The 4,163-nt window shown below is 73.2% G+C and carries 6 protein-coding genes and 1 pseudogene; 4 read left to right on the plus strand and 3 right to left on the minus strand.

The annotated features are described in order from the left end of the window. Nucleotides 1-100 precede the first annotated feature (100 nt). Nucleotides 101-568, plus strand: a complete 468-nt coding sequence (locus PV350_RS45205; protein ID WP_499513398.1) for a nuclear transport factor 2 family protein — start codon at nt 101-103, stop codon at nt 566-568. On the opposite strand, the gene PV350_RS45210 is transcribed toward PV350_RS45205, so the two are convergent. The 3 genes from PV350_RS45210 to PV350_RS45220 all read right to left on the minus strand — a co-directional run bounded on the left by PV350_RS45210 (nt 538) and on the right by PV350_RS45220 (nt 2,228). Next, nucleotides 538-783 (minus strand): DUF8825 domain-containing protein, encoded by a 246-nt coding sequence (locus tag PV350_RS45210; RefSeq protein WP_499513397.1) that lies wholly within the window; start codon nt 781-783, stop codon nt 538-540. The two genes, PV350_RS45205 and PV350_RS45210, sit on opposite strands and share 31 nt — an antisense overlap. A gap of 160 nt (nt 784-943) precedes the next feature. Continuing rightward, nucleotides 944-1,495, minus strand: coding sequence for a DoxX family protein (locus tag PV350_RS45215; protein WP_500339142.1), 552 nt, complete (start codon nt 1,493-1,495; stop codon nt 944-946). A 184-nt stretch (nt 1,496-1,679) separates the two neighbouring features. Further along, a complete protein-coding gene (locus tag PV350_RS45220; protein WP_499513395.1) occupies nt 1,680-2,228 on the minus strand; it encodes a hypothetical protein in 549 nt (182 codons plus the stop codon). A gap of 263 nt (nt 2,229-2,491) precedes the next feature. Here PV350_RS45220 and PV350_RS45225 point away from each other — a divergent pair, with 263 nt between their 5' ends. The 3 genes and pseudogenes from PV350_RS45225 to PV350_RS45235 form a co-directional block, all read left to right on the plus strand. Then, complete coding sequence (locus tag PV350_RS45225; RefSeq protein ID WP_500339143.1) at nt 2,492-3,187, plus strand: hypothetical protein; 696 nt, start codon at nt 2,492-2,494, stop codon at nt 3,185-3,187. Nucleotides 3,188-3,217: 30 nt separating this feature from the next. Beyond that, nucleotides 3,218-3,775, plus strand: coding sequence for a SigE family RNA polymerase sigma factor (locus PV350_RS45230; RefSeq protein WP_499513393.1), 558 nt, complete (start codon nt 3,218-3,220; stop codon nt 3,773-3,775). Continuing rightward, nucleotides 3,772-4,163: pseudogene (locus PV350_RS45235) on the plus strand (hypothetical protein); the annotation flags it as partial. The gene PV350_RS45230 and the pseudogene PV350_RS45235, both read left to right, overlap by 4 nt.

Here is a 4,163-nt window from a genome sequence, read left to right on the forward strand (position 1 = left end):
GGGTAGAGGGGGGACGGCCGAGATGCGATCAGTCCGGCTCTGGGCTGCACTTGATCGTATCGGGACGGCCAGCACCATCCCCTGACGTCACGGAGAGACCATGCCGATGAAGCCCCCGGCACCCCCGTTCACCCGCGAGACCGCGATCGAGAAGGTCCGCCTCGCGGAGGATGCCTGGAACAGCCGCGACCCCGAGAAGGTGTCCCTCGCCTACACACCTGACAGCCGGTGGCGCAACCGCGGCGAGTTCGTCAACGGGCGGGAGGAGATCGTCGCGTTCCTCACCCGCAAGTGGACCAGGGAGCAGGAGTACCGGCTCATCAAGGAGCTCTGGGCCTTCGACGGCAACCGCATCGCGGTCCGCTTCGCCTACGAGTGCCACGACGACTCCGGCAACTGGTACCGCTCGTACGGCAACGAGAACTGGGAGTTCGACGACGAGGGCCTGATGCGCGTACGGCTGGCCAGCATCAACGACACCCCGATCGCCGAGTCGGAGCGCGCGTACCACTGGCCGCTCGGACGGCGCCCCGACGATCATCCCGGTCTGTCCGACCTCGGGTTCTGAGCGGCCCGCGCCTGCCGCCGCAGCTCCACGCGGGCCGCGGGCAACCGGCCGGGGCCGGTGCGCCAGTACGGGTGCCAGAACAGCCGGCAGGAGAGCCAGAGCAGGCGTCGTCGCAGGACCGCCGCATGGGCGGGCTCCGCGGCGAGTTGCGCGTAGGTGCGGTGCCATTCGCGCTGCGCCTGCACCAGGTCGGGCGGGAACACGGTGTTGGCCATGCACAGGATTCAATCATGTGTTCGATTTTCTGCGCACGCCTCACACGTCACTCGTAGGGGTGAGCTTGCCGCGGCGCCCGCGCCGGACGTCCGGTGACCCCGGGGCTCCCTTGCGCCCCGGGGTCACCGGGCAGGTGCACCCCCGGTACGGGGGCCCGGCCTACAGGTTCAGGACGACCAGCGCCCCCACGCCGCCCAGGGCCAGCGCGACGGCGGCATCGGCCCAACCGCCCCTCCCCCAGCGGAAGTACCGGTCCAGCGCGAGCCGCCCGGGGCCGATGGCGGCGATGCCGAGGGCGACGACGGTGATGGCCAGGTTGTACTCGATGCCGCCCTGCTCGTCCCACAGCCCGCGGGCGCCGGTCACCGTGACCATGGCGTTGATCATCACGCCGATCAGCGCCGCCGCGGCGAGCGGGGTGAACAGCCCCAGCGCCAGGCCCACGCCGCCCAGGAACTCCGAGGCCCCGCCGATGGCGGCGAAGACCTTCCCCGGCGAGTAGCCCATCATCTCGAAGCTCTTGCCGGTGCTGGTGAGCCCCTGGCCGCCGAACCATCCGAAGAGCTTCTGGAGCCCGTGCCCCGCCATCAGGACACCGAAGGTGAGCCGGATCAGCAGCAGGCCGCAGTCACCGGCGGTCACCCGATGCGGCGCCTGTACGGCGTCCTCGGCCTGCGGCTGGACGCGCAATCGTTCGGCTATGTGATGCATGGGGAAACCTCTTGTCAGTGCAGTCACTGCGGATCACACAGGCATCCCTCCTCCCTCAGGAGGTACGCGACAGCTGTGTGCCACGTTCAACCACTTTCCCCTCTTTCGTACATCTCATCCCGAAATACCGGAAGTGCCGGGTGGTACCGATGCCCACCGGTGGCCGGCGGTGGCCTCGCGTCGTTCAGAGCCGCAGGCGCGGCGCCTCGTCGTCCGGGGTGTCCGGACTCGCGAAGTGGAAGGGGACCGAGAGGACGGAGGCCAGGGCCCGGCCCGCCCGGTCGGCGGCGACCGCCGAGGGGTGACGCAGGCCCGGGCCCCTCTCCTCGCCCAGGTACCGCACCGCGGTGCCCCGGTAGATCGTGGCCAGGTGGTGCTCGCCCGCGGGATCGGCGGTGAGCGCCAGCAGCTCCACGAACCAGTCGTGCACGGTGTCGCCGTCCCACACCGCCTCGATCGCGGCGACGCGGCCGGGGAAGCCGGCGGCGCGGGCGTGCAGGGATTCCGTGTCGAGGGGGCTGTCGGGGGTGCGCGCGATCCGGTCGCCGTGGTGGTCGTAGCGTTCGCCCACCACGATCTGGGCCTCGTGGAGCCCGAGGCCACGGGCCCGGCCGGCCTCGAAGACGACGCGTACCGCGCGGATCAGGCTGTCCTGCAGGACGTACCCGTCCACCTGTTCCCGGACCCCGGCCGGCAGCGTCTCCCACCATTCGGACGCGGTCGTGCCTGCCATTCCCGGCTCCCCTCTCCCCTGCGGCCCGCGTGACGGGGCCGGCCGGACGCCACCGTACGGTGCGGTCGCAACCGGCCGCGCCCCGAGCGAAGTTGCGCGGCCGTGCAACCCTCCGCGCGCATTCGGGAGTACCTACGAATGGACGTCCAAGCGGCGGCCACCGCATCCGGTGGCCACGCAGGCCGGCGCGCGGGCCCACCGCGCCGGCCGTCAAGGACCGCCCGGCGCGGTGCCGGGTGGCGGCTTCGAAGGAGAAATGCTCCGTGGCTCTCAGTTTTGCCAGGAAGGCAGGCGTGGCGGCCGCCACGGCGGTCGCGATCGGCGCGATGTCGCTCGGCGCCTCCGCCATGGCGGCGCCATCGGCCCCGTCGGCCCCGTCCGTCCCGGCCACGCACCGCGCCGGCGCTCCCGCCGCCGTGGCCGCCAAGGCGGTCGCCGCGCCCGTGAAGCAGGCGCCCAAGGTCGTCACGCAGCTGATCGGCAAGGGCCGGGTGGACGGCAAGCGCTGGTCGGTGGCCCTGGAGTTCCACCGGACGCTGCCGGAGGGCTACGACCTTCCGACGTCCCCCGACGGCACCACCGCCCCCGGCACGGCGCTGCTGTGCCAGCGCATGTACATCGACGGGGTCCGCATCGACCACCAGGGCGGCCCCTGGTCGGACTGCCAGCCCGTCACCGGCGCCCACGACCCCGCCGGCAGCGGCGGCATGGGCCTGTGGGGCTTCCAGGACAAGGGCACCAGCGGCTCCCGCCTCATGGTCGCCAACCCCGAGGCCGCCATCGCGTACGGCGTCGTCGTCCTCACCGACGGCACCCGTCTGAAGGCTCCCACGGTCACCGTCCCCGGCACCGACTACCGTGCCTGGGCCGTCGCCATACCCGACGGCAGGACGATCGCCGCCGCCGACCAGTACGACAGCCACCACCACCGCCTCAGCCACGACACCTACTGGCGCTGATCCCAGGAAGAAGGACGGGCACCTCCTGCCGTGCAGCCACGTGACCACCGAGCCGAGGGCAGCGGACCGGACGCGGAGTTCACCCGGTTCGTCGCCGCCCGCTGGCGCGCCCTGACGCACACCGCGTACCTGCTCACCGGGGACTTCCACGAAGCGGAAGACCTGGTGCAGTCGACGCTGGCCAAGGTGTACCCGCACTGGGGGCGGTTGCGGCCCGAGCACGCGGAGCACTACGTGCGGCGGGCGCTGGTCAACACCAACCGCAGCCGGCACCGCCGCCGCAGGATCGCCCACCTCCTCCTCCCGTCGCTGCCCGACACCCGCCCCGCCCCCGAGGACGGGGCGGGTGTCGGGGGCGTGGACGGGTACGACGCCCTGGCCCGCCTGCTCGCCGGACTGCCCGAGCGGCAGCGGGCGGTCGTCGTGCTGCGCTACTGCGAGGACCTGTCGGCGGAGGAAGTGGCGGACGTCCTCGGGTGCTCGGTCGGCACCGTGAAGAGCCAGGCCTCCCGGGCCCTGGACAAACTGCGCAACCGGGCGACCCTCGCCCGTCTTCACCCGTCCAGCCGCCCCGCAGAGGCACGATGACTCCCGACCACGACCGCCGCCCCGCCCAAGAGGACTGGCTGCGCGACGCCTTCGCCCGGTCGCGCGACGCCTACCCCGCCTCCCAGGCCCCCGTCGACCGGATCCTCGCCACCGCGCGGGCGCGCAGGAAGCGCCACCGCGCGGCGGTCGCCGTCGGCGCCGTGGCCGGTGCCGCCTGCGTCCTCGCCGTCGCCGTGGCGGTCTCGATCCAGGGGGCCCGCCCCTCCGCCGGCCCCGCGGACCGTTCCTCCCCGGCGGCGAGCCCGACCGCCACCGCGACGTCCGGCCCCGTCACCGTCCGGGTGGCCGGCGGCACGACCGGCGGCGCCCCCTGGTCGGTCGCGCTGGAGTTCCACCGGACGCTGCCGGAGGGCTACCGCCTCCCCAC

This window comes from Streptomyces sp. PA03-6a, from assembly GCF_033792765.1.
Taxonomy (GTDB): domain Bacteria; phylum Actinomycetota; class Actinomycetes; order Streptomycetales; family Streptomycetaceae; genus Actinacidiphila.